General features: G+C 70.3%; 29 protein-coding genes. 12 read left to right on the forward strand and 17 right to left on the reverse strand.

Annotated elements, in window-relative coordinates:
• The first annotated feature begins 455 nt into the window (after nucleotides 1-455).
• Both C4U03_RS27645 and C4U03_RS27650 read left to right on the forward strand, forming a co-directional pair.
• The gene (locus C4U03_RS27645; RefSeq protein ID WP_103941655.1) at nucleotides 456-809 is read left to right on the forward strand and encodes a YciI family protein; all 354 of its coding nucleotides are present in this window, start codon (nucleotides 456-458) and stop codon (nucleotides 807-809) included.
• A gap of 7 nt (nucleotides 810-816) precedes the next feature.
• Nucleotides 817-2,043 carry an RNA polymerase sigma factor gene (locus tag C4U03_RS27650; RefSeq protein WP_103941658.1) on the forward strand — a complete coding sequence of 409 codons (1,227 nt, stop codon included), beginning with the start codon at nucleotides 817-819 and terminating at the stop codon, nucleotides 2,041-2,043.
• Nucleotides 2,044-2,143: 100 nt separating this feature from the next.
• Here C4U03_RS27650 and C4U03_RS27655 read toward each other — a convergent pair whose 3' ends face one another.
• From C4U03_RS27655 to C4U03_RS27685, 7 genes are all read right to left on the reverse strand, one after another.
• The gene (locus C4U03_RS27655; protein WP_103941659.1) at nucleotides 2,144-2,842 is read right to left on the reverse strand and encodes a hotdog family protein; all 699 of its coding nucleotides are present in this window, start codon (nucleotides 2,840-2,842) and stop codon (nucleotides 2,144-2,146) included.
• Nucleotides 2,843-2,853: 11 nt separating this feature from the next.
• Nucleotides 2,854-3,585 carry a MerR family transcriptional regulator gene (locus tag C4U03_RS27660; RefSeq protein ID WP_103941661.1) on the reverse strand — a complete coding sequence of 244 codons (732 nt, stop codon included), beginning with the start codon at nucleotides 3,583-3,585 and terminating at the stop codon, nucleotides 2,854-2,856.
• 207 nt (nucleotides 3,586-3,792) lie between these two features.
• Entirely contained in the window at nucleotides 3,793-4,059 is a 267-nt protein-coding gene (locus C4U03_RS27665; protein ID WP_103941663.1) for a hypothetical protein, read from the reverse strand.
• Between the two features lie 55 nt (nucleotides 4,060-4,114).
• Complete coding sequence (locus C4U03_RS27670) at nucleotides 4,115-4,288, reverse strand: DUF5670 family protein (RefSeq protein ID WP_235018198.1); 174 nt, start codon at nucleotides 4,286-4,288, stop codon at nucleotides 4,115-4,117.
• A 203-nt stretch (nucleotides 4,289-4,491) separates the two neighbouring features.
• The gene (locus C4U03_RS27675) at nucleotides 4,492-6,108 is read right to left on the reverse strand and encodes a pyruvate, phosphate dikinase (protein ID WP_103941665.1); all 1,617 of its coding nucleotides are present in this window, start codon (nucleotides 6,106-6,108) and stop codon (nucleotides 4,492-4,494) included.
• Nucleotides 6,108-6,734, reverse strand: coding sequence for a transcriptional regulator (locus C4U03_RS27680; protein ID WP_103941667.1), 627 nt, complete (start codon nucleotides 6,732-6,734; stop codon nucleotides 6,108-6,110). Before C4U03_RS27680 ends, C4U03_RS27675 begins: the two co-directional genes overlap by 1 nt.
• Before the next feature lie 135 nt (nucleotides 6,735-6,869).
• Nucleotides 6,870-7,970: a TetR/AcrR family transcriptional regulator gene (locus C4U03_RS27685; protein WP_103941669.1), complete on the reverse strand. Its 1,101-nt coding sequence runs from the start codon at nucleotides 7,968-7,970 to the stop codon at nucleotides 6,870-6,872.
• 246 nt (nucleotides 7,971-8,216) lie between these two features.
• Between C4U03_RS27685 and C4U03_RS40660 the strand changes: the two genes are divergently transcribed.
• Nucleotides 8,217-8,378 (forward strand): hypothetical protein, encoded by a 162-nt coding sequence (locus C4U03_RS40660; protein ID WP_160147123.1) that lies wholly within the window; start codon nucleotides 8,217-8,219, stop codon nucleotides 8,376-8,378.
• 245 nt (nucleotides 8,379-8,623) lie between these two features.
• On the opposite strand, the gene C4U03_RS27690 is transcribed toward C4U03_RS40660, so the two are convergent.
• From C4U03_RS27690 to C4U03_RS27700, 3 genes are all read right to left on the reverse strand, one after another.
• On the reverse strand, nucleotides 8,624-9,568 hold the full coding sequence (locus C4U03_RS27690; protein ID WP_103941671.1) for an RNA polymerase sigma-70 factor: 945 nt from the start codon (nucleotides 9,566-9,568) through the stop codon (nucleotides 8,624-8,626).
• 217 nt (nucleotides 9,569-9,785) lie between these two features.
• Nucleotides 9,786-10,982 (reverse strand): NAD(P)/FAD-dependent oxidoreductase, encoded by a 1,197-nt coding sequence (locus C4U03_RS27695; RefSeq protein ID WP_103941673.1) that lies wholly within the window; start codon nucleotides 10,980-10,982, stop codon nucleotides 9,786-9,788.
• A gap of 176 nt (nucleotides 10,983-11,158) precedes the next feature.
• Nucleotides 11,159-11,764 carry a TetR/AcrR family transcriptional regulator gene (locus C4U03_RS27700; RefSeq protein ID WP_103941675.1) on the reverse strand — a complete coding sequence of 202 codons (606 nt, stop codon included), beginning with the start codon at nucleotides 11,762-11,764 and terminating at the stop codon, nucleotides 11,159-11,161.
• A gap of 81 nt (nucleotides 11,765-11,845) precedes the next feature.
• On the opposite strand from C4U03_RS27700, the gene C4U03_RS27705 reads away from it, so the two are divergent.
• On the forward strand, nucleotides 11,846-12,667 hold the full coding sequence (locus tag C4U03_RS27705; RefSeq protein WP_103941677.1) for an acyl-CoA thioesterase: 822 nt from the start codon (nucleotides 11,846-11,848) through the stop codon (nucleotides 12,665-12,667).
• Here C4U03_RS27705 and C4U03_RS40665 read toward each other — a convergent pair.
• Nucleotides 12,657-12,884: a hypothetical protein gene (locus C4U03_RS40665; protein ID WP_160147124.1), complete on the reverse strand. Its 228-nt coding sequence runs from the start codon at nucleotides 12,882-12,884 to the stop codon at nucleotides 12,657-12,659. The two genes, C4U03_RS27705 and C4U03_RS40665, sit on opposite strands and share 11 nt — an antisense overlap.
• Before the next feature lie 60 nt (nucleotides 12,885-12,944).
• Here C4U03_RS40665 and C4U03_RS40670 point away from each other — a divergent pair, with 60 nt between their 5' ends.
• Nucleotides 12,945-13,247: a hypothetical protein gene (locus C4U03_RS40670; protein ID WP_160147125.1), complete on the forward strand. Its 303-nt coding sequence runs from the start codon at nucleotides 12,945-12,947 to the stop codon at nucleotides 13,245-13,247.
• Between the two features lie 201 nt (nucleotides 13,248-13,448).
• Here C4U03_RS40670 and C4U03_RS27715 read toward each other — a convergent pair whose 3' ends face one another.
• Complete coding sequence (locus C4U03_RS27715) at nucleotides 13,449-13,856, reverse strand: MerR family transcriptional regulator (protein ID WP_103941881.1); 408 nt, start codon at nucleotides 13,854-13,856, stop codon at nucleotides 13,449-13,451.
• Between the two features lie 79 nt (nucleotides 13,857-13,935).
• On the opposite strand from C4U03_RS27715, the gene C4U03_RS27720 reads away from it, so the two are divergent.
• The gene (locus C4U03_RS27720; RefSeq protein WP_103941883.1) at nucleotides 13,936-14,832 is read left to right on the forward strand and encodes an NAD(P)-dependent oxidoreductase; all 897 of its coding nucleotides are present in this window, start codon (nucleotides 13,936-13,938) and stop codon (nucleotides 14,830-14,832) included.
• Between the two features lie 103 nt (nucleotides 14,833-14,935).
• On the opposite strand, the gene C4U03_RS27725 is transcribed toward C4U03_RS27720, so the two are convergent.
• Complete coding sequence (locus C4U03_RS27725) at nucleotides 14,936-16,387, reverse strand: tetratricopeptide repeat protein (RefSeq protein ID WP_103941679.1); 1,452 nt, start codon at nucleotides 16,385-16,387, stop codon at nucleotides 14,936-14,938.
• Nucleotides 16,388-16,473: 86 nt separating this feature from the next.
• Between C4U03_RS27725 and C4U03_RS27730 the strand changes: the two genes are divergently transcribed.
• Entirely contained in the window at nucleotides 16,474-17,385 is a 912-nt protein-coding gene (locus C4U03_RS27730; RefSeq protein ID WP_146087555.1) for a hypothetical protein, read from the forward strand.
• Between the two features lie 139 nt (nucleotides 17,386-17,524).
• Here the strand turns inward: C4U03_RS27730 and C4U03_RS27735 are convergent, their stop codons facing one another.
• Nucleotides 17,525-17,791 (reverse strand): hypothetical protein, encoded by a 267-nt coding sequence (locus C4U03_RS27735; protein ID WP_103941683.1) that lies wholly within the window; start codon nucleotides 17,789-17,791, stop codon nucleotides 17,525-17,527.
• A 232-nt stretch (nucleotides 17,792-18,023) separates the two neighbouring features.
• Nucleotides 18,024-18,287, reverse strand: coding sequence for a hypothetical protein (locus C4U03_RS27740; RefSeq protein ID WP_146087556.1), 264 nt, complete (start codon nucleotides 18,285-18,287; stop codon nucleotides 18,024-18,026).
• Between the two features lie 1,045 nt (nucleotides 18,288-19,332).
• On the opposite strand from C4U03_RS27740, the gene C4U03_RS27750 reads away from it, so the two are divergent.
• On the forward strand, nucleotides 19,333-20,652 hold the full coding sequence (locus C4U03_RS27750; RefSeq protein ID WP_160147126.1) for a sensor histidine kinase: 1,320 nt from the start codon (nucleotides 19,333-19,335) through the stop codon (nucleotides 20,650-20,652).
• A gap of 110 nt (nucleotides 20,653-20,762) precedes the next feature.
• Here C4U03_RS27750 and C4U03_RS27755 read toward each other — a convergent pair whose 3' ends face one another.
• Nucleotides 20,763-22,397, reverse strand: a complete 1,635-nt coding sequence (locus C4U03_RS27755) for an FAD-dependent oxidoreductase (protein WP_103941691.1) — start codon at nucleotides 22,395-22,397, stop codon at nucleotides 20,763-20,765.
• Nucleotides 22,398-22,614: 217 nt separating this feature from the next.
• Between C4U03_RS27755 and C4U03_RS27760 the strand changes: the two genes are divergently transcribed.
• Nucleotides 22,615-23,247, forward strand: a complete 633-nt coding sequence (locus tag C4U03_RS27760; RefSeq protein WP_103941692.1) for a TetR family transcriptional regulator — start codon at nucleotides 22,615-22,617, stop codon at nucleotides 23,245-23,247.
• Nucleotides 23,248-23,376: 129 nt separating this feature from the next.
• Here C4U03_RS27760 and C4U03_RS27765 read toward each other — a convergent pair whose 3' ends face one another.
• Nucleotides 23,377-24,213 carry an SDR family NAD(P)-dependent oxidoreductase gene (locus C4U03_RS27765; RefSeq protein WP_103941694.1) on the reverse strand — a complete coding sequence of 279 codons (837 nt, stop codon included), beginning with the start codon at nucleotides 24,211-24,213 and terminating at the stop codon, nucleotides 23,377-23,379.
• Between the two features lie 76 nt (nucleotides 24,214-24,289).
• On the opposite strand from C4U03_RS27765, the gene C4U03_RS27770 reads away from it, so the two are divergent.
• Genes C4U03_RS27770 through C4U03_RS41325 form a run of 3 tightly spaced genes read left to right on the forward strand, consistent with a single transcriptional unit; the run spans nucleotide 24,290 to nucleotide 25,401 of the window.
• The gene (locus C4U03_RS27770) at nucleotides 24,290-24,697 is read left to right on the forward strand and encodes a winged helix-turn-helix transcriptional regulator (protein WP_103941695.1); all 408 of its coding nucleotides are present in this window, start codon (nucleotides 24,290-24,292) and stop codon (nucleotides 24,695-24,697) included.
• Nucleotides 24,597-25,166: a tyrosine-type recombinase/integrase gene (locus tag C4U03_RS43050; RefSeq protein ID WP_103941699.1), complete on the forward strand. Its 570-nt coding sequence runs from the start codon at nucleotides 24,597-24,599 to the stop codon at nucleotides 25,164-25,166. Before C4U03_RS27770 ends, C4U03_RS43050 begins: the two co-directional genes overlap by 101 nt.
• Nucleotides 25,063-25,401 carry a hypothetical protein gene (locus C4U03_RS41325; protein ID WP_200827531.1) on the forward strand — a complete coding sequence of 113 codons (339 nt, stop codon included), beginning with the start codon at nucleotides 25,063-25,065 and terminating at the stop codon, nucleotides 25,399-25,401. The genes C4U03_RS43050 and C4U03_RS41325 overlap by 104 nt, the downstream gene beginning before the upstream one ends.
• Nucleotides 25,402-25,874: the final 473 nt, after the last annotated feature.

Raw genomic sequence — 25,874 nt, forward strand, 5'->3', positions numbered from 1 at the left:
CGAGGACAGAGCGGCGTCCGGCCCGGCATCGAGCACACCGACGACGGAAACCGGCATGGCTCACCCCCGATCGTCGGCCCGTACGGAAACGCCCAGCTTAGCCACCCGGCAGCCGCTCACCCGGTTCGTCGGCTCCCATGGCCGGCAGGGCCTCGCAGACGTCCGCGGGTCCTCGGCCACTTCGGAGAGGCTCCCCAGCGAGGTGGTGCCACCCTGACAGGAGTCGCCGGTGAACGGCGCCGCACCCGGCGGCCGACCGGACCGAACAGCCGACCGGACCGGACGGTCGACCGGACCGGACGCGCAGGTCAAACCGACGCGCAGGCCGGGTGGTCCACCGTCCTCCGCCGCCTCGTACGTTGTTTTTCGATGTCCCTGTCGATCTCAGCGAAAGCCGTTCGTATAAGGGGTGAGAGGCCGGCGCGGTGCCGGCCGGAGAGTCTGGAGGAACGGCCGTGAAGCACTACCTGCTCAGCTTGTACCAGCCCGATGGGGAGAGCCCCTCGCCGGAGCTTCTCCAGCAGGTGATGCGGAACCTCGACGCGCTGAACGAGGAGATCAGGGCCGCCGGCGCCTGGGTGTTCGCTGCGGGCCTGCACCATCCGAGCACCGCCACCGTGCTGCGCCACCAGGGCGACGAGGTGCTCATGACCGACGGGCCGTTCGTCGAGGGCAAGGAGTACCTCGGCGGCTTCACGATCGTCAGGGCGCCCGACCTGGACGCCGCGCTGGAGTGGGGCCGCCGGCTGTCCCGGGCCACCACGCTGCCCGTCGAGGTACGGCCGTTCCAGGGTGACGCCGAGGAGTGAACCCGGCATGCCGGACCTGCCCGCCGCTGAGATCGAGGACGTATTCCGTGCGGAGTACGGCCGGGCCGTGGCGGTCCTGGTGCGCCTCCTCGGGGACATCGATGCCGCCGAGGAGGCGGTCCAGGACGCCTTCGCCACGGCCGTGCGCCGGTGGCCGTCCACCGGGCCGCCTCCGAGCCCGGCCGGCTGGATCATCACCACCGCCCGCAACCGGGCCCTCGACCGCCTCCGCCGGGAGGCGTCCCGCCAGGACCGGCACGTCCAGGCCGCCCTGCTGCACGGCGGCGGCCCCGCCGAGGAGGACGGCGCCGTGCGCGACGACCGGCTGCGCCTGATCTTCACCTGCTGCCATCCCGCGCTGGGCACCGCCGCCCAGGTCGCGCTGACCCTGCGCCTGCTGGGCGGACTCACCACCGCGCAGATCGCCCGCGCCTTCCTGGTCTCCGAGCCCACCATGGCCCAGCGGCTGGTCCGGGCCAAGGGCAAGATCCGCGACGCCCGGATCCCCTACCGGGTGCCCCGCGAGGCCGACCTGCCCGACCGGCTGCGCGCCGTGCTGGCCGTGGTCTACCTCGTCTTCACCGAAGGGCACACCGCGAGCACGGGCGACCGGCTGCTGCGTGCGGACCTGGCCGCCGAGGCCATCCGCCTCGGACGGCTGTTGGCCGAGCTCATGCCCGACGAACCCGAGGTCATGGGCCTGCTTGCGCTCATGCTGCTGACCGACTCACGCCGCGCCGCCCGCACCGCCCCGGACGGCCGCCTGGTACCGCTGCCCGACCAGGACCGCGCCCTGTGGGACCGCGGCCTCATCGCCGAAGGCCAGGCCATCGTCCGGCAGTGCCTGCGCCGCGGCCGGCCCGGCCCGTACCAGATCCAGGCGGCGATCAACGCCGTCCACAGTGACGCCCCCACCACCGCCGACACCGACTGGCGGCAGATCCTCCAGTTGTACGACCAGCTCCACGCGCTGGCCCCCACTCCCGTCGTGGCTCTCAACCGCGCGGTCGCCGTGGCCGAGGTCCACGGCCCGGACACCGCCCTCACCCTCGTCGACGCGCTGGACCTCGACCGCTACCACCTGTTCTACGCCGTCCGCGCGGACCTGCTCCGCCGCCTGGGCCGCATCCCCGAAGCCGCACAGGCCTACGAGGCCGCGATCGCCCGCACCGGCAACACGACCGAACGCGACTTCCTGCACCACCGCCGCCAGTCCCTCACCGGCACCCCCTGAAGCCGCCCATGAACAGAGCCGCCGTCCGCGGGCCAGGGGCTCGGCGGGTGCGGTCCGAACCTGCCCCGGGCCGCCCGCGGGCGTGCCGGGCCAGGAGGGGTCAGGGGAGGGTGAACTCGATCCAGGTCTGGTCGGCCTGGGCGAGCAGCCGGCCGTCCTGGCCGTACAGGGTGGTCGTGGCGAACATCTTGCGGCCGTCGCGGCGCAGCAGGCGGCCCAGGACGACGCAGGGCTCGCCGATCTCGGGTAGGTCCAGTACCCGCGCGGTCATCGTGCCCAGCAGCGCGGGACGGGCCAGCAGGTCACCGGACCAGCCGCCCGGGCAGTCGAGCACCGCCCAAATGAGTGCGGGGTCGGGTGCCAGCGAGGCGTCCGGGGTCCACGGCGCCGCCACCGTGTCCGCCGCGACCGGGCCGGGGGCCAGCCGCAGCCCGTCCGGCCTGCCGGGTCCGCACACGAAGCAGTACGCGAACGGGGTGCCGTTGTCGTTGTCGCGTCCCGGATATCCGGCCGTGGCCGCGACCGCCGTCTCGTGGGACACCGCCGGGATCGGCGACGCCTCGACCCGGCCGGGCAGTGCCTCGGCCAGCAGCCTCTCCCCGTCGTACAGTCGTAGCCGCACGGCGTCGGGGGACACGCTCAGCGGGGTGTCCAGCGGCAGCGGGTTGCGCAGGATGACGGTGACGCCGTCGCGCAACGCGTCCTGTCCGTGCCCGGCGGCCAGCCGCCCGGCCGCGTAGCCGCCGTTGCCCGAGTCCGGCGGTCCGTTGAACCGGCGCGGAATGATCAAGGAGTCCATCACGTCCCAGGCTAACCGCCCGCGTCCGGCCGCTCCTCGGTGAGGTAGCGGTGCAGGTGGGCGGAGCCTTCGAGCATGGCCCTCGCCCGTTGGGTCAGCTCCGCCCGGCGCTGGGCGATGGCGGCGCGCAGCGCGTCGCTGCTGCCCGTCCGGCGCAGACCGTCGAGAACGAGCCCGATCTGCGACAGGGAGTGGCGGCCCTGACGGAGCAGGTTGATCATTTGTGCGTCCCGGATGTCGGCCGGGCCGAAGCGGCGGTACCCGGTGCCCGGCTCGCGCTCGGGCGTCAGGAGCCCGGCGGCCTCCCACACGCGCAGGGCGGAGGCGCGCACCCCCAGGTGGGCGGCCACCTCTCCGATCCGCATGTCCGGCCGGGGCGGTGCCGTGGCGCCGGGGTCCTGCTCGACCACCGCTTCGAGCGCCTCCCCCGTCGCCTGGAGGGAGAGCCGTTGTTCGTGCAGTGCGGCATGGCCGGCGTCCATGAGGCTGAGCGCCCGGGGAACGTCCTCGGCGTGCACGGCCCGCATGATCGCTTGAGCGGTGTCCCACCCGTACCCTCTCGCCAGGGCCCGGTAGGTGAGCACGGCCCGGCGGTGCCCGGTGTCGAACCTGCGGTAACCGGCAGAGGTGCGCGGGACCGGCGGCAGGACGCCCGCGTCCTCGTAGTTGCGGATCTGCTGGGTCGAGACGCCCGCCGCCCGCGCCAGGTCGATGGAACGAAGCGCCGCCCTCCCCTGGCCCATCGCCGCGCCCTTCCGTCGAGACTCTCCCAAGCGAGTCGGAGGTTATCCGCACCCGCGTCCAGTCCGCCGCCGGAAAGATCTCGATCGGCGCTGAAAGGCAGGTCGACAACCCATGGGGATGCACAGCGCGTTCTACGTGGTGACGGACGGGGGTGTTCCCGTTCCGCCGGTCGTCGGCGGGCGTCCCCGTCGTCGGCGGGCGGCGGCTCAGGCGGCCGGGGGACGGCGGACCAGGACACTGGCCAGGACCTGTGCCAGGACCTCGTCGCCGAGCCGGTGTGCTCCGAGGAAGGCCAGCGCCTCGATCGCCTCCCCGGCGGTCAGCTCTCCGATCGGTTTGCCGACCCAGGAGGGCGGGGCGTCGGGTACGGCCAGGACACCGTGGCCGCCCCCGGCCGCCACGGTGTCCTCGCCGGTCTTCCCGACCACCGAACCGACGAGCACCTCACCGCCGGTCTCCTGCTCTCCGCTCACGCAGGAGTACGGGACGTGCTCTTGAGCGACCAACGATCGCGCTCCCAACTTCCGATCACCACCGGTACCAGCGGCCGCGCCCGCCCGAAGGCCCGGTCCCGCGCGCCACGAAACCCAGCAGCCACAGCACCAGCAGAACGGCCGCCAACGCCCACAGGATCTTCACCAGGAACCCGGCGCCGACGAGGACCAGCACGAGCAACAGGACAACAAGCATCAACCAGGGCATTGGCACCTCCTTCGCCGCACCCTCCCCGACCCAACCGATCTCATGCGGCCCGCAGATAACGTTTCGGAATCACTCCGGAACGTTCCAACAGTCAATCCGCACCTGCCCGACCGGCGCGGCGGAGGTCGTGTCCCCGTGCTCCGGCGCGCTGACCTGCGGTGGGGGCGCGGCTCCTGGCGCCCCACACCGTGGAGAACGCTCGGTCATCGGGGGTTCAGCAGGACGGCGTGGGCCGCCGTGAGGCGTTCGATGTGGTCGCGGCCGGAGTCGCCCGAGGAGATCTCGTCGGCCCATGCGAGCAGGCGGTGCAGGTGGGGGTCGGTCGGTGCGGTGATGATGCGGGGAGTGCCGACGACGACTTCTCCACCGGTTCCGTCGATGGTGATGACAGTGCCTTCCGGGAGGGTGCGTCCACCGGCCTGCACGGAGGCGACATCGACCGTGAGGTCCACGGCTCCGACGACGGCGGGTCTACCCATCGACCGGGCGACGACGGCGGCATGGCTGGTCGGCCCGCCGCGGGCGGTGACGACTCCCGCAGCGGCGGCCAGGCCGTGCATGTCGAGCGGGGAGGTCTGCGGACGTACCAGGATGACCGGGCCTTCGGCCGCCATCCGGGCCGCCCGGTCGGCGGTGGTCGCCACCCTGCCGACCGCGACCCCCGGGCAGGCGCCCAGCCCTCGGGTGAGGACGTCGAGCGTGCCGGCGGTCTCTATCCGGGGTATACGAACATGTCGCAGATGCCGCGGGGAGATCAGCAGGAGTGCCTCGCGGCGGCTGATGAGGCCCTCGTCGGCCAGGTCGACCGCGACGCGGACGGCGGCGCGTCCGGCGAGGCCGCCGGGCCGTACCTGCAGGAGCCACAGCCTGCCCGCCTCGAAGGTGAACTCCACGTGGCACGCGTCGCGGTAGTGCTCCTCGATCCGGCCCATGGCCTCCAGGAGGCCGGCCCACACCGCCGGCTCTCGTTCGGCCAGCTCGGACAGCGGCCGGGTCACCGATCCGCCGGAGACGACGTCTTCGCCCTGGCAGCCGAACAGGACCTCACCGAACGGAGTGCTCTCACCGGTGTTCGGGTCGCGGCTGAACGCGACGCCGCTGCCGCTGTGGTCGCCGCGGTTCCCGAACACCATGGCCTGCACGGTGACGGCCGTACCGGACTCGTGGGAGAGTCCGTGCAGCTCGCGGTAGGTCCTGGCGCGCGGGGTGTGCCAGGACGAGAAGACAGCCCTGACGGCCAGCTCCAGTTGCCGCATCGCGTCGTCCGGGACAGGCTCGGCGGCTCGTTCGCGGATGAGGGCCTCAACGGCTGCGATCGCGCCGGCGAGGCGCGTCTCCTCGCCGCCGGAGCCGCGGCGCGTGACGGCCTCCAGGCTCTCCGGGGCCAGGCCGGCGACCGTGGCGGCGAAGCCGGACAGGAACCGCAGGCGCGAGTCGAGCGCGAACCGCAGGTCACCCGTCTCGGCCGCCAGTCCCGCCGTCGCCTCGGTGGTCAGGCCGAGGTTGAGGATCGTGCTCATCATGCCGGGCATCGACACGCCGCCGCCCGAGCGGACCGCCACCACCAGTGGCCGCCCGGGTCCACCGAAGCGCCTTCGCGTGGTGGCCTCCAGAGCGGAGACGGCCGCCGCCAGCTCGGCGCCGAGGCCCTCCGGAAGCTGCCCGTCACGCAGGAAGGCTCGGCACGCCCCAGTGCTGATGACGAATCCGGGGGGCACGGGCAGCCCGAGACGTCGCAGTGTGACAAGGCCATGTCCCTTGCCGCCGAGGACGTTCGCGTTCTCCTCGGTCTGCGCCGAGAGCGGATGAATCCAGGTCATCAGTGCCGCGGGATGCCCAAGGTGGCCAGCAGATCCTCATGAAGCTGGAACCACACGGTGTGATAGGACCCCATGTCGTCCACCACGTAGTCCAACGCACCCGACCTGGCGCGGGCGAGCGCGTCGGCGAGCCGATCCCGATACCGCTGGAACCGGAGCAGCGCCGCCGACAGCTCCGCGCAGACGGCATCGGCCCGCCGGTGGAAGTCCGCGAACCGCTCCAGCACCCGGGAGTCGTAGCCGGGATCGGTGTGGTCGTTCGGTGCGATGACACCGTCGACGGACCGCATCTGCCACGCCGTGCAGAGGTCGAGCAGCTCCGGGTTGAGCACGAGGAAGTCCTCGTACGCCCTGGTCACCGCGGTCCGGACGCCGGCCGTGTCCAGCTCGTCACGGATCCGCTCGGCGTCCGCGGCACGACCGGCCTCGGTGAGCCCCCACCCGCCGAAGTCGCCCGGCACCCGCGTGACGAGACCCGCCACCGCGAGATCGATCAGCTCGGACTCCACGTCGGGCTCGGGGAGCCCCACCGCTTCGGACACCCGGGCGAGGCCGGCGAACCCGACACAGCGAAGAGCGTGGAGCACCAGCAGGTCGGTGCCGGTCGCATGGGCCGGGTTCGGCACGTCAGCAGCCCTTTCGTCCACAGGTTCGATTTCGACATCAACGACACGGGCCGTCTTCCGGCCCCACCAGCCCGCACAACGGCCGAGCCACCTGCGGTCACCGCCATGTGGACAGCACCTCGCCCCACGACCGGGTCATCTTCCGGCCCCGCTGGGCCGGGCGGGGGCCGGGCCGTGCGCGGCCGTCACCGCGTGGGCGGCGCCGCGTCCGTGGGCTCGGGCGGAGATCTCGCCCGCCCGGATGCGTACCGCGGCCTCGGTGGCGTCGTCCGGGTCCGTGATCCCGGCGGCCGACGCCAGGGCGGCGCGGTCGTCGAGGACGAGGCGGAGGTCCGGCCAGGCGTCCTGCGGGAACGCGCGTCTCAGGCAGCCGGCGAGGTCGCCGATCCTGAGCCGTACGAGACGTCCGATCTCGGCCGGATCGCCCGTCACCACGGCCACGGTGATCCGGTCGCCGGGGCGGGCGGCGCGGACGGCCTCCTCGGCCGCCTCCAGCCGGCCGGTGCCGAGGACCGCGACCACACCGTCGGCGTCGAACCCGGCCTGGCGGCCGGTGATCTGGTCCGGCAGCTCGGCGGGCGGCTCCCAGTCCTCCCGTACGGGCTGTGCGAGAGTGACATAGGGCAGGTACGGCGGGTCCCAGGTGTCGGCGAGGTCGAGGCCGGCCAGGTGGCGGCAGGCGTGCGCCAGGTCGAAGGGGTCGCCGAATCCGGGCGCCGTATCGGCCAGGTGACCGGCCCCGTTCAGCAGCATGAGGACCAGCTCGGCCAGCCTTACCAGCCGCGTGTGGTGCGGTACGTGTGACTCCAGCGCGAGCGCGAGCAGCAGCGCCTCCAGCCTGGTGACCTGCGCCAGCGCGGTACGACCCGGCTCGTCGTCGAACAACCCGGCCAGCGAGCGCGACCGCAGCTTCCCGCCGGCGGGCGTGTCACCGGCCAGCGGCAGCCGTTCGAGCCAGACACGGGCGAACGCGCCCATCGCCTCGGCCAGGCCGGATGGCGGCGCCGCCGCCTCGGCCTCGCCCGTCCGCTCGATCGAGTCGACCAGGACCGCCAGGTAGAGCGCGCGTTTGCCGGGGAAGTTCGAGTACACCGCCCCGCGGGTCAGCTCGGCCCGCTCCGCGATCCGGTCCACCTTGGCGTCGGCGTATCCATGCTCGGTGAACTCCTCCCTCGCGGCGGCCAGCACGGCCGCTCGGGTGCGTTCCTGCTGCTGCGCCCGGGTCAGCCTGACCATCGACGCTCCCTTCCCTCCGCCCGCACTCAAGATACCCTCAACATCCAGATGTTATCATCATCTGGATGTTGAGAGCATGTCTGCAAGAACGGCGTCACCCGCCGGTTCCGCAGCCTGCCCATCGGCCGCCTGGCACCCTTTCTCGGCTCCATGCCGGCCGACCTCGGCGGCTTACCGTTCGCCGAACCCGGCCCGGTCACCGTCGGCCGGACGCGTCATCACCGCGCAGCCGGGTACCGGCCAGGCATGACCACGACACCCCTCGAACCCGACCCGATCCCCCGTGAGCCCACCGCGCCGGCCGCCGACCCCGGGCCGGATGCCCCCGACCCTTCTCCGGGCCACGGGCCCGATCCCGCCCGCGGGCCCGATCCCGATGGCGACGAGCCCGACGAGGTGCCGGACTGACCGCACACGACACGAACGGTCCCGCCCCCAGGGAAGTGGAGCGGGACTGTTCGTGTTGGACGTGCTACCGCCGGTACCCGGGAATCTCGTTCCCATTCACCGCCATCGGCTTGGCCGACCTGGTGATATCGGCCGACCCGGCATCCGGGCAGAGGCGGCCCGACCTGGTCGGCGGCGTCGGCCGGCAGGGCTGATCGATCAACGGTCGCCGCCGAACACACCGGCACACGGTGAGCCACCGGTGTTCATCGCAGCGCGAGCGGAGTCTCCGATTCGACGCGGGACAGCTTCTCCGGATTGCGGACGTAGTAGAGGCCGGTGATGCGGGCGTCCTCGACACGGACCGCCAGGACACCGTCGAGCTCGCCGTCCAGCCGTACGAGGAGCGCCGGGTTGCCGTTGACCACGGTCGGTTCACCGGTGAGCGTGCCCTTGACCTTGCCGAGGCCACCGAAGAACATGCGGGCCACCTTCTCGGCACCGATGATCGGCCGCAGTGCGGCCTGCTTAACGCCGCCGCCGTCGCTCATCAGGACGACCTCGGGGGCGAGCACGTCGAGGAGGTCCTGCGGGTCCCCGGTTTCGAGCGCGCGCTGGAACGACTCCAGCGCCGCCCGGATCTCGCCGGGCGAGACCACCTCGCGAGGGCGGCGGGCTTCGACGTGCCGGCGGGCGCGGTGCGCGATCTGCCGGACGGCTGCGGGGCTCTTGTCGACGGCGGCCGCGATCTCGTCGTAGCCGACGTCGAAGACCTCGCGCAACACGAAGACGGCGCGCTCGGTCGGCGACAGCGTCTCAAGGATGAGCATGAGCGCCATCGACATGCTCTCGGCGAGCTCGACGTCCTCGACCACATCCGGCGCGGTGAGCAGCGGCTCGGGCAGCCAGGGGCCGACATACGCCTCCTTGCGGCGAGTCATCGTGCGCAGCCGGTTGAGCGACTGCCGGGTCGTGATCCGGACCAGGTAGGCGCGCTGGTCGCGCACCTGCCCCAGGTCGACCTTGACCCACCGCAGCCAGGTCTCCTGCAGGACGTCCTCGGCGTCGGCCGCCGACCCGAGCATCTCGTAGGCGACGGTGAACAGCAGGTTGCGGTGGGCGACGAAAGCCTCGGTCGCCGGATCAGTGGCGTGGTCGCTCTCCTTCGCGGCCGCTCCGGGTCGCCGACGGCCGTCAAAGCGTGCATCCACAGCAAGGTCCTCTTTCGCTGGTAGCCGTTCGGCCGATCCACCTGCTCGGTGCGATCGAGAATGGGACACCACCCGGCGCACGCCTGTGACAGACCATTCGTTCCTCACAGGGTCGCCTATGACCGCATGTGTGCAGCGGCGCCCCTTGATGAGGGCGTCGCCGCAGACATGCGATCCAGATCCTCGCCGGTCGGCCGGACCGGCCACGGATGCCTGGCTAGGCCGCCCGTTCGACGGTGGCCGCCGCCTCGCCGCGCTCGGCCCGCAGCGCCTGCCGGCGCTTGTCATCCTTGACCCAGGTGAGCGAGCCGGGCTTGCGCGCCTCGTCCGCCAGATGCTTGACGGTGTGCCGGCAGACGAACTCCTTGAGCTTCGCACCAGGTCGGCCACCGAGATACAGCCTTATCGCGGTGTCGTCCTTGGCGGCGAACTGGAAGATGCCGGCGCGTCGGCCCAGACTGATGCACTGGCCGAAGAACCCGAGGTTGATGGACGCAGGTTGCTCACCGGCGATCCGGTTGAGCACCGTGTCGGCGGCATGTGCGCCGATCCTCGTCGCGGCCTGGCAGCTCATCCGGAACGGCAGGTCCGACGGCGCCGCCGCATCCCCGGCCGCGATGATGCGCGCGTCGTCCACGCTGGTCAACGTCTCGTCGGTGAGCAGGCGGCCCAAGGCGTCGGTGCTCAGCCCGCTGCGCCCGGCCAGGTCCGGCACGCCGAATCCGGCGGTCCAGATGGTCACCGCGCTCGGGAGCGTACGGCCGTCATGGAGCCGTACGGCATCGCGCGTCACCGCCGTCACCTTCGCGCCGGGGCCGTCGAGCACGGTCACACCGAGCTTGGCCAGCCGCTTGGCAACCGAGCGCCGTCCCCGAGGATGCAGGTACGGGCCCAGCACCCCACCGCAGACCAGGGTCACCCGGCGGCCCTGTTCCGCCAGCTCGGCGGCGGTCTCGATGCCGGTCGGACCGGCTCCGACCACCGTCACCGCATCCGTCGCGGGCACGGCGGCGACGACCGACCGCAGCCGCTGTGCCTCCTCCAGGGTGGCGATCGGGTAGGCGAACTCCGCCGCCCCGGGCACCCGCGGGTCGGCGCTGCCACTGCCCACCGCGTAGATCAGATAGTCGTAACCGACCGTGCCGCCGCCCGCCAATGCCACGCCGCGTCCGGCCGTGTCGATCCGGGTGACGGTGTCGGCCACCAGCCGGACGCCCTCGGCCAGGATCTCTCGGTAGTCGACGACCGCGTCGTCGGATCCGCCCACCAGTTGGTGCAGGCGGATCCGCTCGACGAAGGCCGGGCGCGGGTTGATCAGGGTCACTGTCACGTCGTCGCGCTGCGTCAGGCGATTGGCCGCCATGACGCCGGCGTACCCGCCGCCGACCACGACGACATCGGTGTTCCCGGTCATGGTGTCTCCTTCGCTCGAAGCGGGTTCGGCCTCAAGACACCGCGGGATCGAAGGTTGTGACAGACGTGAGGCAGGTCACCCCTCAGGCACGGCCCGGCGAGACCGACAGCGCTCCGTGGTCCCCGCCCCGGCGGCAGTACGAGGGCGAGGGGCACCGCTCGTACCCGTCGAGGAGTTCACCGCTCGTTCGCCGCAGCCGGGTCCGGGCGTTCGGTCACCGACCGGCACAGTGCGCTCAGTTCGCCGACCACCGCGTCGAGGGGGGCCGAGGTGCGCTGGGCCTGGGCGAGTACGAGCGCGCCCTCAAGCGCGCCGACGACGAGCACCGCCACGGACTGGGCCCGCTGCCGCTCGGCTCCGTCCGCGACGAGCTTGTCGGAGATCAGGTCGCACCAGGTCCCGAACGCCACCCCGGCGACGTCGCGGGCGGCCCGTTCGGTGCCCAGGGCCGCCGCGACGACCGGGCAGCCGACGGCGTGGTCACCGGCTTCGAGGCCACGGCGCCACAGGTCGGCCAGCGTGCGCAGCGTGCCCGGCGTGTCCGACGCGTCGAGGACCCGGGCCACGGCGGCGCTCAGCTGCTCGGCGGCGCTGCGGGTGGCCTCCTCGACGAGCTGGGACTTGCCGCCCGGGAAGTGGTGGTAGACCGAGCCGCGCGGCGCACCGCTGTCGGCCAGCACGTCCGCGAACGAGACCGCGGCGACACCGCGCCGGCGGATCAGCCCGATCGCGCTGCGGATCATCGCCGCCCGGGGCCCGGCCGGGTCCTGTCGTCTCGCCATTGCTCCTGTCTCCCCATGACCGCTATTTCTATGTAGGTTGCCATACATAGAAACGATGGACATCCACTCCGAGGAGACAGCTTGACCGAGATCGACGCTCCGCCGCACCCGTTCGACGCGGCCATCGCGCTCACCCCCACGGCCGACGACCGCATCCAGGGCCGGACCCGGCCGGAGTACGCGAACATGGTCGGCCCCTTCGGCGGCGTCACCGCCGCCGCTCTCCTGCGGGCCGTCCAGCAGCACCCCGACCGGCTCGGCGATCCGATCTCCCTCACCGTCAACTACGCCGCTCCCGTCGCCGACGGCGACTTCGACATCACCGCGCGGGCCGCGCGCACCAACCGCACCAACCAGCACTGGCTGCTCGAACTGACACAGAACGGCGTCGTCACGACCACCGCCACCGCGGTGTTCGGCATCCGCCGCGACACGTGGTCGGACACCGAGCTCGACATGCCGACGGCACCACCGCCGGAGGCCGTTCCCCTCCAGGACTTCCCGGACTTCATCGCGTGGGCCCGCAACTACGAGATGCGGTTCGTCGAGGGCGCCGTACCGGACCAGGACTCCGGCGAACACCCGGACTCGACCACCACCCTGTGGGTGCGCGACACCCCGGCCCGCCCTCTCGACTTCCCGGCGCTGACGGCGCTGTGCGACGTGTTCTACCCGCGGGTGTTCCTGCGGCGTGGCCGCTACATGGCGGCCGGCACCATCTCCCTCACTGTGTACTTCCACGCCGACGCCGAGGAGATCGCGGCCCAGGGCGAGGACCACATCCTGGGCACCGCCCGCACCCACCGCTTCTCCCGCGGCTACTTCGACCAGACCGCCCGGATGTGGGGCCGCGACGGCACCCTGCTGGCCTCCACCCACCAACTGGTCTACTTCAAGGACTGACCGGCCCGTCCGGCATGGTGTTCACCGTGCCGGCCGCGCTGCCGGAATGGAACGCGAGTACATCCGTGGCCGCACACTCGAAGGCCACGAATCGACCCGAAAACGCGACAAGACCATGGGGAGCCGACAACGCGGTCGTCACTCGCACCTTCCTGCGGCTCGCGGTAACGTCGCCGTCGGTGCCGATATGTCGGGCGCGAAAGTCGGAGGTGATCACGGTGCATCCGGTCTTGTGACAGCCCCAGCCCGGGGCGTCACGGAGCCGAAAGGTGACCGTATGAGCAAGACCGACAAGACCCGGCCCTGGTGGGTGGGGATGGCCGACGCGCCGATGGTGACCTGCGTGCCCGTGCATGATCATCGGTTCGGGCCGTGCACGCTGCCGGACGAGATCACCGCCGACAGCGCGTCCCTGAACCGCCGCACGAGCGGCTGTCACTGGCACGCCACTACCTACTTCCTGTTCGACTGCGGTGGCGTCGGCGGGGGCAGGGAGTGGTACCACATCCGGCGCCAAGAGCGCCGCCGCAGCCGTCACCAGGCGCGCCGCAAGCTGCGCACCTGGCACGGCGAAGACTGACAGAACCGGATAGGGCCGTTGTCCTGTCCGGTCAACCTCCGGTCCAGCCCCACGTGAGGACAAGGCCGTGCCCGGGGTCAGGGCGCTCAGCGCGACTTTTCGACCGCCAGCTCAAGAATCACAGTTCCGAGGTTCCTCAACCCCGACCCGCAGCCCCTTCCGGGCTTCCTCGTCCTGGCCCCGATCATGGTGATCATGCGATCACGCCTGTGCCGATGCCGGCGCGGTGGAGTCGCACCGCCGATGGTGCTGTGACACCCGCTGTTCGGTGGCCTCGATGTAGTCGTGGAGGGCCTGGCGGGAGTGGACGAGCGTGTCGATGTGCTCGTCCATCCGGTGCAGGCGCGTTCGGAGGGTGTCCAGGAGTTCGGGGCAGGGCTCCAGGTCGGGGCCCGAGCCGGTGGCGCAGGGCAGCATGTACCCGATTTCCTCGGTGGACAGCCCGGCTTTGAGCAGCTTCCTGATCTGGGCCACGGTCAGGACGGCGTCATCGGCGTACTCACGGTAGCCGTTGGCGCCGCGGCCGGGCTCAAGCAGGCCCTGGGCCTCGTAGTAGCGCAGCTGATGCGGGTGTACTCCGGTCCGCCGGCTCAGTTCCCCGATCAGCACGCCGCTCTCCTTGACCTTCATACCGGTGTGAACGTTGAGGATTCTGCCATGCCATCCACCTGCTTCGAGGGAGCGCATGATGCACGATCACGATGACGACCGCACCCCCGTGACGGTCATCGGCCTGGGGCTGATGGGCCAGGCTCTGGCCGGCGCGTTCCTGCGCGACGGACACCCCACGACCGTGTGGAACCGCACGGCGGCGAAGGCCGAACAGCTCGTCGCCGAGGGTGCGAAACTCGCCGGATCGGTCGGCGCCGCCGTCGCGGCCAGCCCGCTCGTGGTCGTCTGCGTCTCCGATTACCAGGCCGTGCACGAACTCCTCGATCCGCTGGGCGAGGAACTCGGCGGCCGAGTCCTGGTGAACCTGACCTCAGGCACGTCACAAGGGGCCCGCCAGACCGCCGAGTGGGCGGCACGGCGGGGCGGCACCTACCTCGACGGCGCGATCATGGCCGCCCCCGCGGCCGTCGGGGCGGACGCCGTCATCCTCTACAGCGGGCCGCGGCCGGCCTTCGACCTGCACGAGCCGGTCCTGAGGAGCCTCGGCACGGGAACGACGTACCTCGGCGACGACCACGGCCTGTCGTCGTTGTACGACGTGGCCGTGCTGAGCCTGATGTGGAACATCCTGAACGGCTTCCTCCAGGGCGCCGCCCTGCTCGGCGCGGCGGGTGTGGACGCCGCCGCGTTCGCCCCGATCGCGAAGACGGGGATCGGGACCGTCGCCGACTGGGTGCCCGGCTACGCACAACAGATCGACGACGGCGCGTACCCGGCCCTGGACTCCACCATCAACACCCACCTGGCCGCGATGGAGCACCTCGTCCACGAGAGCGAGTCCCTCGGTGTCAACGCCGAACTCCCGAAGTTCATCAAGGCCCTGGCCGACCGGGCCATGGCCGATGGACACGGCGGCAACGGCTACGCGGCGATGATCGAGCAGTTCCGCAAGCCCGCGGGAACGCGCTCGTGACCACGGCGGTCGGCCACGTGTGCGACGCCGGCCTCCGCTGACGGACGGCGGCCGAGGGGCGCGGCCCGGCGCTCGGACGGCCGCCGTACCGCATCGGGCCGATTCAGCGTCTGGTCAGCTCGTGGTAGCGATCCCGGTAGGCGGTCCGGCGTTCGGTGTCCGGCGCGGTCTCCGCGGCGGCCCGGAAGTAGCGGGCGGCGGTCACGGGGTCGGGGCCGCGGTCCACGAGCCGCAGCATGCTGGTCTCGCCGAGCATCGCGTACGCGTCGGCCGTCAGGGTGCGCAGCCATGTCTTCCGGGTGTCGTCCTCCCAGGTGGCAGCCGTGGCCAGGAAACCGTCCTCGATCTGCTCGATGGGGCCCTTGCCTCGTACCAGCAGCAGGCACAACCGGGTGCGCGCGAGCGCGAACTGCACGCGGGGCCGCAGGTCATGCCGATCGTCGCCGAGACCGGCGGTAAGGTCCTGGTACTGGCGCTCCAGCCGGCGCAGTACCGGAACGCGGGAGACCCTGGGGGTGCACATCTCTCCGCTGAAGGTGCCTCCGGCACGCAGGTAGGCGATCTCGGCGAGCCCGAGTTCGGCGCGAATGGAGTCCGGATCGGCTTCGAGGGCCTTCCGGTAGGCGCGCACCGCCTCGTCCCGGCGTTTCGCGCGGGCTTCGGCGTTTCCGATGAGCAGCCAGCCGAAGGAGCGTTCGGCCGTCCCGGACAGTTGCGGCTGCAACGCGCGCATCGCCTTGATGCTCTTGTCGAGGCCCTGCTCGCCGCCTGCCGCGTACTCACCGACGGCCACCAGGAGCCGGGCGTACAGGCGGGCCTTGCGCAGCAGAAAGTCCTGAGCGTTGCGACGCGCGGCAGGGTTGGTGGAGATGTCGCCGAAGTCCGCGGTGGACATCGGCTGCAGTCCCCCGAGCTGGTAGGCCTCGTCCAGTTTGTTCCGGTCGAGGTAGACCTCGACCCGGAGCCGGTCGACGGTCCCGGGGATGAGCGTCCCGGAGATCGCGATGTGCCCGCCGCGGGACGACAGGTCCCTGCCGAGCCGTTCGGCGCGGCCCGCCTCGGTACGGTACACGCCGACGTCGTCGTCGGCCGCCGGCCCGACCTCGATGCGTCCGGGTTCGGCGATCTCGTCCTGCACCATCGCCAGCAGCGCGTCACCGAACTGCCGGGCGGTCTTGTGGTCCTTGTCCGTCTTCTTCGGCGCGTCGATCGCGATGGGGGAGACGACGATGTTCACCGCCCCGTTGAGCGGCGGCGGATCGGTGAACGGCAGGACCTGCCAGAACGCCGGCCAGGCTCCGGGTATCCCCACCACGGCGGAGACCAGGCCGATGACCGTCACCAGCACACCGCCCCAGGGGGCCAGCTTGCGCCAGCGGCCGTCCTCCCGCTCCGGTGGTTCGCGTTCCTGCGATTCGCGGCCAGGTCGCTCGTCCGGCGTGACCTCTGCGGGCAGGGCATTGTCGTGCCCCCGGGTCGCGCCGGTCCCGTTGCCGGTCCCGCCGAGGTCCGCCTCGTTTTCGGTCTCCGGGGAGCCATTGGTCTCGGCCGCCATCGGTACTCCCTGATCAATGAGTCGGCCGCATGCGCTCCCATTATCCTTGTCAGGGCAGGCCTGAGTATCCCTGGAGGGAGATACGCATGGGCTCCACCGCAGGAATTCTCACGGCCGGTACCGCTCTGCTGCTGACCTGCGGAGCCTGCGCCTCCACGGAAGAGCCGCCGCGTGCGAGCCCTCCGGTCGAGCGCCCGACGACCGCGGCGGGCAGTAATGCGCCACGTCACGAAGCTGTTCTCGAGGATCCCAACCCCGCCCAGCGCCCGGCGGGCATCGACCAGCAGTTGAGGTCCCCGGTGGGAGGCGGCGGCGATCCCTGCTACGAGCAGCAGAAATTCTCCCTCCAGACCCCCTACGAGACCGAGGCCCAAGAGTACGGTTACCCCGACGCCCCCGACCCGCGCGAGCCCCACACCGACTCGATCCCTTTCCACGGGTCCTTCTGCGTGGTCGGCTCGGATCGGAGCCGACAGGTCACGGTGACTTTGACGAGCCCATCCGGAAAGGTCCTGAAACGGCGCGACCTGCCGCCCGAATACGACCAGTCCGCATCCGAGCAGGTCACCGATCGAGAGCAGTTCGACATGCGTTTCCTCCCGGGGGACGAGGAAGGCGCCTATACTCTCACCGCCGCCCAAGGGGACCGCAGGGCCACCCGCAAGATCGAGGTGACCCGCGCTGCCAAACCGAGGATCTTCCTCGTCACCGACCCCCCGAGCGACGGGGCGTTCACCCGTACCGGCACCGGCCGGATCACCTTCGCCTTCGGCGGCCTGCCCACGACCGGCCCCACGGACTTCTACCTCTACCACAGCGGCTCCGGCGCCCAGCAAGACGGATTCCTGACCCGGAACTTCCACTCCACCTACAAGGTCACCGGAGGCCCCACCGGCACCGCCTTCCTCGACCTGCGCATCACCCCAAGCGCCCAGGCCGGGTACTACTACCTGGTGAACCCCAAGTGGGGCACCGGAGTCCTGTGGCAGGTCAAGTGACCCCGCGACAGGCGAACGTTGCCGCACCCGCGGGATCGACGGCTCGGCCGGCTCCCGCAGCTCATCCGGCACCGGCCTGCGTGCAAGATCGGACGTCACGATCCCCGGTCATGCCACGGGCCGGCGCCCGGCCGCACTTTTAACTCTGCACGCACGTGTTGGTCGTGACACCCACCTGGCGGCCATCCCCACCGAACACGACGTTGTGGAACTCAAGGATTTCCAGGCTGCGAACCAGGGTTCTGTTCTCGCCGTAGTTAGTGCACCTGTTCTCGGAGGCCCCCTGGCGGCTCCCGTGCTGGTCCAGGCTGTAGGCTCCGTTGTCGGCCATCGCGGGTGCGGCGCTCACCAGCATGCCGCCCACGACCGTGGTCAGAGCTCCGGCCGTTGCCAGTCGCTTGAGCACGATTCCCCCTCTGGGATTTATGTCGTTCTCGGCGCGCAACGCAGCCCGCCGCTCGCAGACTGCGACCATACCTTTTACCGCTCGCCGACGCGGCCCGCACATCCCGGACACTCCCTCGGCATTTCCTTGGACAGGGGGAACAAGACGGTCTTCGCCGGAATCGACCGGAGAGACGGGCTTCTGAGGCGCGGACAACCCTGAGGCGGTCTTCGCCGTTGGAGCGCCGGCCCTGCTAATCCTGCTTGCAGTCGGCAATCGTGAAGCCCACCTGAGGGGAGTTCCCGATCACGATGTAGTGGATCTCGAGGATCTCCAGGCTGCGCATCATGGTCGCTTTCTCACCGTAGGTGCCGCAGCCGTTCTGGGAGGTTTTGGAATGCTTCCTGGCCTTGCCCGGGGCATGGGGGCCGTTGTCGGCCACCGCGGGTGCGGCGCTCACCAGCATGCCGCCTACGGTTGCAGCCAGAACGCCGGCCGTTGCCAGTCGCTTGAGCACGATTCCTCCCTTTGGGGCCCATGTCGTTCTCGGCGTGCGGCGTAACACAGCCTGCCGGTCACGGGCTGTGACCGTACCTTGCTTTCCCGCCCGCCGACGCGGCCCGTACGCCCTGCATGCCTTTCCCTGGGAAGTGCTTTAAGCGGTGACCCCATCGGCAGGACTTTCTTCGCCCCGATCAGTCCCCGGCGGATTACCGCGTCGGGACCTGACACAGCATGTGGTCCACCTTCCTCCACCAGCGGACGAAGGCCGGAGACGAACCGAGAGCAATCCTGGCATCACGTTCCGTACCGGCTGGGGTGGCGCACGCTACCAGCGGGTGCCTTTCCGGACCTGGCCTTGATCAACGACATGCCCTCTCGCCTTCGCACCAGGTGAACGGCCGTTCGTCATCACGCGACGCGGACGGCGCACCCTCCACTCGGACCGTCACAAGACCTCACCAGCCCCACCCCGCGCCCAGGTGAGAGCGGATTCGCCCGAAATCCCCTGATTTTCCAATGATCGACGGATGCATAGGCGATTTTTGACTTCGACCTATGGCGGGATTGCACCCAGGGGCCCGCGAAGGGCCTCTTCGGTACCAAGAGAGGGGGAACGTGTCGTTGAAGTTCAAGTGGCAGCGCTGGTCGTACCCGCACTCCACCCAGGGGCGTTACAGGCCCACCGTGGGGGTGCCGTCACTGATCGTCTTCGTGATGGTCGGTGCTCTTGTCGATCTCGGGATTCGTGACAGAGCCGCGAAGGACGTCGTCCAGGACGCCCGTCCGGCCATCTGTCCCGAGACGTCAAAGGCCCACGGCAGACCCCTCACTGTCGAGGACTCTCCCGAGGGAGCCCGGTTCGTGCTCCGCCCGCCGGTGATGCGCCAGGCCGCAGAGCATGACGTCGCGGACCGGCCCGCCGATCGAAGCCGGTCGGCCATGGACAGGAAGCACATCGACGGATGAACAATCAACGACGCTGGTCGATCACAACCCGCATCACCCTTTTCGCCGGGACGGTAGCGGCGCTGCTGTTTGTGCTAATGGTCGTGATAGTCATGACCGGGGCCTATCGGTTCGCCACCGCGGAGCGCAGGGACGAGGTCATCGCGGCCGGTGGCCGGGTGGCCCACCAAGTGGAGCACCACCAACTGGCGGCACCGCTGGCCGAGCAGAAAGATCGCAACGTGCAGGTCGTCGATCCCGCGGGAGTGGTCGTCGCCTCCACACCGCAACTGAAGGGCAAGCCGCCCATGGCCGACTTCGACCCCGACGGCAGGAACATGCGCACCGGTGTCGTCTGCGGCGGAGTCTTTCCCTCCGGCGAGTGCAACATCGTGGTCGCACAGTCGGCTCACCGGGAGGGGCAGGACTGGACCGTCTACAGCGCCTCTCCCGCGGTTCCCCGGTACGTCACCCCATGGCTGGCGGGAACAGTGGTCGGAGGCGCCGCGCTGATGGCTCTGGCGATCACCGGGCTCGGCCATCGGATCGTCACCACGTCTCTCAAACCGGTGACCGCCATCCGGGCCGAACTCGACAGGATCAGTGAGACCGGCGCCGACCGGCGGGTCCCCCTTCCGCCGAGCCTGGACGAGATCCACGACCTGGCCGGGAGCGTCAACCGCACGCTGGCCCGCCTCCAGGCCGCGATGCGACAGCAGTGCCATTTCACCTCCGACGCCTCACACGAGTTGCGCACCCCCATCGCGGCGATACGAGCCGAGGTCGAGGACGCTCTGTACGCGCCCGAGGACACCAGTGTGCCCACGCTGGGCAACGCCGTCCTGAGCAGCGTGGACCGACTCGAGGCGATCGTGGACGACCTGCTGACCATCGCACGGCTGGAGGTGAACAGGCCGGCCGGGGGCGAGCCGATCGCCCTTGCCGAGTTCGTGACCGCAGAGCGCGAGAAGCGACAGAACTCGGCCAAGAGGTTCGAGTACGCGCTGGAGCCCGGCGTGGTGGTGAACGGCGACCGAACACTGCTGTCACGCCTGCTCACCAGCCTGACCGACAACGCCGAACGGCACGCCGCCTCCACCGTCGCCGTCCGCCTGCGCCGTGCGCCAGGTCCCCAGTGGGACGCCCAACGCTTCCCGCACGGAATCGCACTGCTGGAGGTGATCGACGACGGGCCGGGCATCGATCCGGACAAGCGCGAGGTGGTCTTCCAACGCTTCGCCCGCCTGGACACCGCCCGCGACAGGGGCACCGGAGGCACCGGCCTGGGGCTGGCGATCGCCCGACAGATCGCCGAGGCGTACGACGGCAGCCTGAGAATCGAGGACAGCCCCCGTGGCGCCCGGTTCGTCCTACGCCTTCCCCTCCACCCCATCCCGGACGACGTGCCGAACGAGAACAGAGGACGTACGTAACCCCCACACCATGACGCCGATTGCGGACCAGCACAGCGGCAAAGCCTGTCGCAGACCAGCCAAAGTGCCATGTCCTCGGGACCGGAGAACGACGACTTCCCGTCAACGATCTAGTCGTGGCGGGCATCCTGTGCGAGCAGGTGGGTCAATGCCCGCTGTATGTCGTGCTCCGGCCGCTGAGGAAGGTCGGCGGCGCGCCAGGCGACGAATCCGTCCGGTCGGACGAGGGTCGCGCCGGTTCTCGTGATGCCGTAGGCGTCCGGCAGCCGGTCTTCAACGTCGTGGAGTTTGGCACCGATGTGGTGAACGTCCAGTTCGACGTCCAGTGACGCCGCCGCCGTCCGGGCCGCCGTGGCCCACTCCTCGCCGTCTGGGCCGATCAGCACGGTGAAGGCGCCGGTGAACAGGTCGATTGTGGACAGTCTCGTCCCTGCCCGGTCCAGCCATACGTGGGGTGCGCGCAGACCTGGGCGGCCGCTGGGCCGGCGTGGGTCTTCGACCGGTCCGTCCGGGGTGGGCGTCTCGGTGAGGACGGCCGCGGAGTCGTACCGGTATCCGAAGGTCATCGTCAGGTCGTCGATCGCCGTGACGTCTTCGCCGGTGCCTTCGTGGCGGTCATGCAGGTGCCGCATCGCGGTCTCCAGCGTTACCTGTGCGACCGGGCGGCGCTCGTCGTCGTAGGTGTCCAGAAGCGGGTCTCCCGCTCGGCCTTTGACCACGGCGGCGAGTTTCCATGCCAGGTTGTGCGCGTCGGCGATGCCGGTGTTCGCGCCGTAGGACCCCGAGGGCGGTACGACGTGGGCCGCGTCGCCGGCGAAGAACACCCGCCCGGCCCGGTACCGGTGTGCGACCCACCCGCCGATCGCGCTGCTGGAGACCAGCTGAGGCCATCCGGGAACCGGGGGCACGAGCGTGAGGTCGAGGTCTGGATCCCCGACTGCGGCCCGAGCCAGTTCGGCGCAGCGCTGCTCGGAGAAGTCGTCGGGGCTCTCACCCGTCTCCGGGCGGTAGGGCACCCCGAGCGACCACCGTCCGAATTCACGCGTCGGCACCAGGGCCGTGCCCATCGCCGGCCGATCGAGGTAGGCGAGCAGGAATCGGCGTCCGCGCAACGCAGCGGTGAGGTCGGCGTCGAAGACGAAATGCACGGCGTGGAAGAGGACACCGGGCCCGTCCGCGCCGATGCCGAGCCGGTTGCGCACGCCCGCGCGGTGACCGTCGGCAGCGACCAGGTAATCGGCGCGGACCTGGTACTCATCGTCGCCGCCGAGATCGCGCACGACGGCCGTCACGCCGTCGGCATCGGCGGCGAAGGAGACCAGCTCGGCGCCGAACCGCACGTCGGCGCCACCGCGTTCGGCGGCGGCGCGCACGATGCGTTCCAACTCGTCCTGATCGATCATCTGCCAGTCGGTGGGACTGACGGTCGCCGGCGGCCGGACGTGGGCCAGCAGATCGATGCGGAACCGTTCCCGGCCGGTCAGCGTGTCCGCACCGATCATCTCCGGGAGGTCGGCCGACATCGACGTGCGGCCACGGATCTCCCCTTCCAGGCCGAGGGCGCGATAGATCTCCATCGAGCGCGGGTTGAACGCCCGTGCCTGCGGCAGCAGCGCGGTGGACGGATGGCGCTCGACCAGCGTCGGGCGGACCCCCTGCCGTGCGAGGAAAAGCGCCGTGGACAGGCCCGTGATACCTCCTCCCACGATGAGCACAGGGGTTCTGTGGTCGTACGGTCGGGTCATCGTCTCGGCACTCCCGTCATCGTCGCGCTGGCCGAAGCCGACGGATCATCCGTGGCTCACCCCCAGGACAGGGTCATGGCCATCACCACCGGCACCCGAACGGACGTCATCATGACGTCCGGCCACCATAATCAACCACTCATCTAACTTTATCAACTGTCTGTTTGATTAAGTTGTCCCGTCGGTTGGGCTGGTCAGGCGTAGGTACGATCGTGGCGTGTCCCCGTCCAAGCCCCGGCGATCACCCAAGCCGCAGGAACGGCAGCGCGATCCGGACCGCACCCGCAAGCGCATCCTGGACGCGGCGGCGGCCGAGTTCGCCGCGCACGGGTACGCCGGCGCCCGGATCAGCGCGATCGCAGCCAGGGCCGGCGTCAACCAGCAGCTGATCTCCTACTACTTCGACGGCAAGGAAGGCCTCTACCAGGCCATATCGCAACACTGGCGGCAGCGCGAGAGCGAGTTGGCGCCGCCCGGCATGCCGCTGCCCGAGCAGATCCACCAGTACGCGCTGGAGGCGCTGAACAACCCGGACGGCGTCCGGCTCATGGCGTGGAGCGGCCTGGAGTACACCGGCCCGGAAACCGACCCCGACCACGCACCACGCGCGGAGCGACTGCAACGCAGCATCGACGAGATCAGTGCCCTGCAAGCGGCCGGCCGGCTGCCCGCCGAGGTGGACCCGGCCTGTCTGACCGTCATGCTGATGGCCGCCGCGATGGCGACCACCACACTCCCGCACGTCATCGAGGGCGTCTGCCAGGTGGACCCCCGCTCCCCCGAGTTCGTCCACCACTACGCCGACCAGCTCACCATCCTCACCCGGATCCTCGGACTCGGCCCCGCCTAGAACGCGGCCCGACTACGCCGATCGGGCGGCGGGCGTGGCCGATGTCGTCACACGCGGACCATGACGTGCGTCAGTGAAATGACCCCTTCGCCAAACCGCCCTGACCTGCGGCACTCGGCTGCACTCGCGCTAGCGGCCACGGCTGCGCAGCAGGTCTTGCGTGTAGGCGGCGAGACGGGCGGCATCGTCAGGGTTCAAGGTCTTCAAGGACAAGTCGACGGGCTTGCCGCGGTCGATCGCGGACAGCGCACCTGCGGGCGGGTGGTCGATCCATTCGACGATCGGCCGGACCGCGTCGACAACAGGGCGGGCGAAGAACCTCGCGAGCAGTTCGATCGTGTTCTGGATGAGCGGGTTCGAGTGGGCGTCGGATCCGCTGCGGGTGAACCCGGGATGGTAGAGGATGTAGCGGATCTTGCTCTCCGTCTGGCCGGCGAACGCGACGCCGAGCAGGTCGTTCGCCCGGCCGGCCTGGAGTTGGGCGCGCACCTGACCGTAACGGCGTGTCAACTGCGGATCGTCCCAAAAGATCTTTCCTGCGGTGTTGCCGACACCGGCCACGTTGATGATCACGGGGTTGGGGGCGGCGTCGAGAAGTGGGCGTAGCCGGTGACCGAGCAGATAGCGGCTCAGGTAGTACAGAGCGAAGGTGAACTCAAGTCCGTCCGGGGTCTCGTTGTACTTGGGACTGATCCGATTGGCGAACAACGCCAGCGCGTCGATCGCCTGATGTTGCCCGGAAATGTCAGCGACGACCCGTTCGACTTCGGCGATCGAGGACAAGTCCGCCCGCAGAAACCGCAGGTTCGGACCGGCGGCCCGGTCGAGCAGGGCGCGTCCCCTCGCCTCGTTACTGCCGATCACAGTGACGTGGTCGCCCCTGGCCAGCCGTTCCAGGGCGACCGCCCGGCCCATGCCGGTGGTTCCGCCGCTGATGATGACGGTCTTGGGCGGTTGGTCCGGCACGGTATGACTCCCTAGGCTCGTCAGCGGCACGTCTGATCATGGGCCGCCCCGGCGGATGGCGAAAGAAGGCAGTTTCATGTCCGGTACGCACACCGGTGTTCCTTCTGTGCTGGCGTACGACCTGCCTCGCCCGGTGCCCGCCGACGAGTTGGCCGCGTGTCCGGTCGGGGACGTGTTCCGGCGAGTGGGCGACAAATGGAGCATGCTGCTGGTGATCCTGCTCGGGGGTCGTCCGCACCGGTACAACGAGTTGCACCGCGCCATCGAAGGCATCAGCCAACGCATGCTGACCCGTACCTTGCGAGCTCTGGAGGCCGACGGGCTGGTACGACGCGAGGTGCACCCGACGGTGCCGCCCAGCGTCGAGTACAGCCTGACCGCGCTTGGCCGCACGCTGCTGGAACCGCTGTCAGCGCTGGCCGACTGGGCAGTACGCCACGAGGCGGAAATCAACGAGGCCCGCTCCCGGCACACGGGCGCATAACGACGCTAGAGGCCGGTCGGCCGGGGCCGACTGGACGGGTACCGGGCTGGTCTTCACGACCCGCTACGGCAAGCCGATCGGCCCGCACAACGTCAACCGCAGCTTCGAGGAGCGATGCCGCAAGTCGGGCGTCCCCAAGATCACCGTCCATGACACCCGGCACACCCGCGCGATGCTCCTCGCTGTGCTGGACGTCCATCCCCGCGTCGCCATGTGCATCCAGCGGCACGCCCAGATCGAAATGACCATGAAGGTCTACACCGAGGTCTCCGACGCCAAGACCCTCCTCGCGGGCCGGTCGTCCCGGACGGAAGGTGACGGGGGTCCCTGGGAGGGGCGGGGTCCGAAGGGGACACTTTGCGGTCATGGAGTTCGTCATGAGGTCGGCGGGCGGTGCCCGCACGCTGGTGCTCGACTCGATCGAGATGGCCCATGTCCGGGCGATCCTGTCACTGGGAGGGCACGATGAGCCGGTCCCCATCGAGATGCGCAGGTTCGAGGGCGGGGAGGGCGGGTTCGCCGACGTCGCCGAGTGCCGCGCGATCGTCCGCATCCTCGGCGGCGACCGCGGCTCCGAGCTCGTCTGGGCCTACTGGGAGATGGTGGGCGCGGGGCTCGGAAGCACGATGATGACCGACGTCAGGGTGATGGCGGAGTTCGTCGAGGCCTGCATCGCCGACGGAGGCCTCATCGTCGGCGGTTAGCACTCCAGTCTCACTTCGTGAGGGACCGTGTGGTGGCGTGAACGCGGGCGGCCACCGCGGGACTGTGTGAGGTCGGGCTGGATGAGTACGGGGTCCGCCGCTATGGCGCCTGGTATCGGTACATCACACTGGCGATGCTCGCCCACGCCCGGCTCGGCGTCCTGGCCGCACACGCCGCCGACCAGGCCACCGAACACAGCGCTGATCGGGCCACTGTCGACCGGCCGCCCGGAGGCGCCCGCTACTCGCATGTGACGTCGGCGATGCGGTCCGAGCTGCGGGAGGAGCTGACCGAGCGCTGGGAAGCGGCTTTGCGAGCGCGGGCGGCGCTGCACCCGCGGTCGCCGGTGGGAGTACTGGACGAGCTGCTCCAGGGCCTTGCCCGGAAAACAGCTGTGGGACGATCCGAAGATCGTCCCACAGAATTCCCACAGGAGGACGTTGCCGTCCTCCGAGCCAGGCCCCGAAAGAGG

Source organism: Thermomonospora echinospora, assembly GCF_900108175.1.
Classification (GTDB): domain Bacteria; phylum Actinomycetota; class Actinomycetes; order Streptosporangiales; family Streptosporangiaceae; genus Thermomonospora; species Thermomonospora echinospora.